Origin of the sequence: Pseudomonas sp. NBRC 111119 (genome assembly GCF_001320125.1) — a bacterium.
Classification (GTDB): domain Bacteria; phylum Pseudomonadota; class Gammaproteobacteria; order Pseudomonadales; family Pseudomonadaceae; genus Aquipseudomonas; species Aquipseudomonas parafulva.
Genome location: NZ_BCAV01000100.1, coordinates 1 through 1,157, shown reverse-complemented (window position 1 = coordinate 1,157; position 1,157 = coordinate 1). Strand labels below are relative to the sequence as shown.

At 57.6% G+C, this 1,157-nt stretch carries 1 protein-coding gene; it reads right to left on the bottom strand.

Translation table 11 applies throughout. The annotated features are described in order from the left end of the window. A partial coding sequence (gene tuf / locus APH25_RS24735) for an elongation factor Tu (RefSeq protein WP_060483670.1) occupies positions 1 to 1,157 on the bottom strand: 1,157 nt, incomplete at both ends.

Here is a 1,157-nt window from a genome sequence, read left to right as displayed (position 1 = left end):
ACGCCGGCGCCGACGGTACGACCGCCTTCACGGATAGCGAAGCGCAGACCGTCTTCCATTGCGATGGTTTTGATCAGGGTAACAGTCATCTGAATGTTGTCACCTGGCATTACCATTTCAACGCCTTCCGGCAGTTCGCAGTTACCGGTCACGTCAGTGGTACGGAAGTAGAACTGAGGACGGTAGCCTTTGAAGAACGGCGTGTGACGGCCGCCTTCTTCCTTCGACAGGACGTAGACTTCTGCGGTGAACTTGGTGTGCGGCTTGACCGAACCTGGCTTGACCAGAACCTGGCCACGCTCAACGTCGTCACGCTTGGTACCACGCAGCAGAACACCGCAGTTCTCGCCAGCACGGCCTTCGTCCAGCAGCTTGCGGAACATCTCAACACCGGTGCAGGTGGTGGTGGTGGTGTCACGCAGACCAACGATTTCCAGCGGATCCTGAACGCGGACGATACCACGCTCGATACGGCCAGTTACAACGGTACCACGGCCCGAGATCGAGAATACGTCTTCGATCGGCATCAGGAATGGCTGGTCGACGGCACGAACGGGCTCAGGAATGTAGCTATCCAGAGTCTCTACCAGCTTCTTGACAGCGGTAGTGCCCATTTCGTTGTCGTCTTTGCCTTCCAGCGCCATACGAGCCGAACCGATGATGATCGGGGTGTCGTCGCCTGGGAAGTCATAGGTGGACAGCAGGTCGCGAACTTCCATCTCGACCAACTCCAGCAGCTCGGCGTCGTCTACCAGGTCAGCCTTGTTCAGGAAGACCACGATGTACGGAACGCCAACCTGACGGGACAGCAGGATGTGCTCACGGGTTTGTGGCATCGGACCATCGGCGGCCGAGCAAACCAGGATCGCGCCGTCCATCTGGGCAGCACCGGTGATCATGTTCTTCACGTAGTCAGCGTGACCTGGGCAGTCAACGTGAGCGTAGTGACGAATGGTCGAGTTGTACTCAACGTGAGCGGTGTTGATGGTGATACCGCGCGCTTTTTCTTCTGGAGCCGAGTCGATCTTGTCGAACTCAACGACTGCCGAACCGAATACTTCGGAGCAGACGCGAGTCAGAGCTGCGGTCAGAGTGGTCTTACCGTGGTCAACGTGGCCGATAGTGCCGACGTTAACGTGGGGAAGGGAACGATCAAA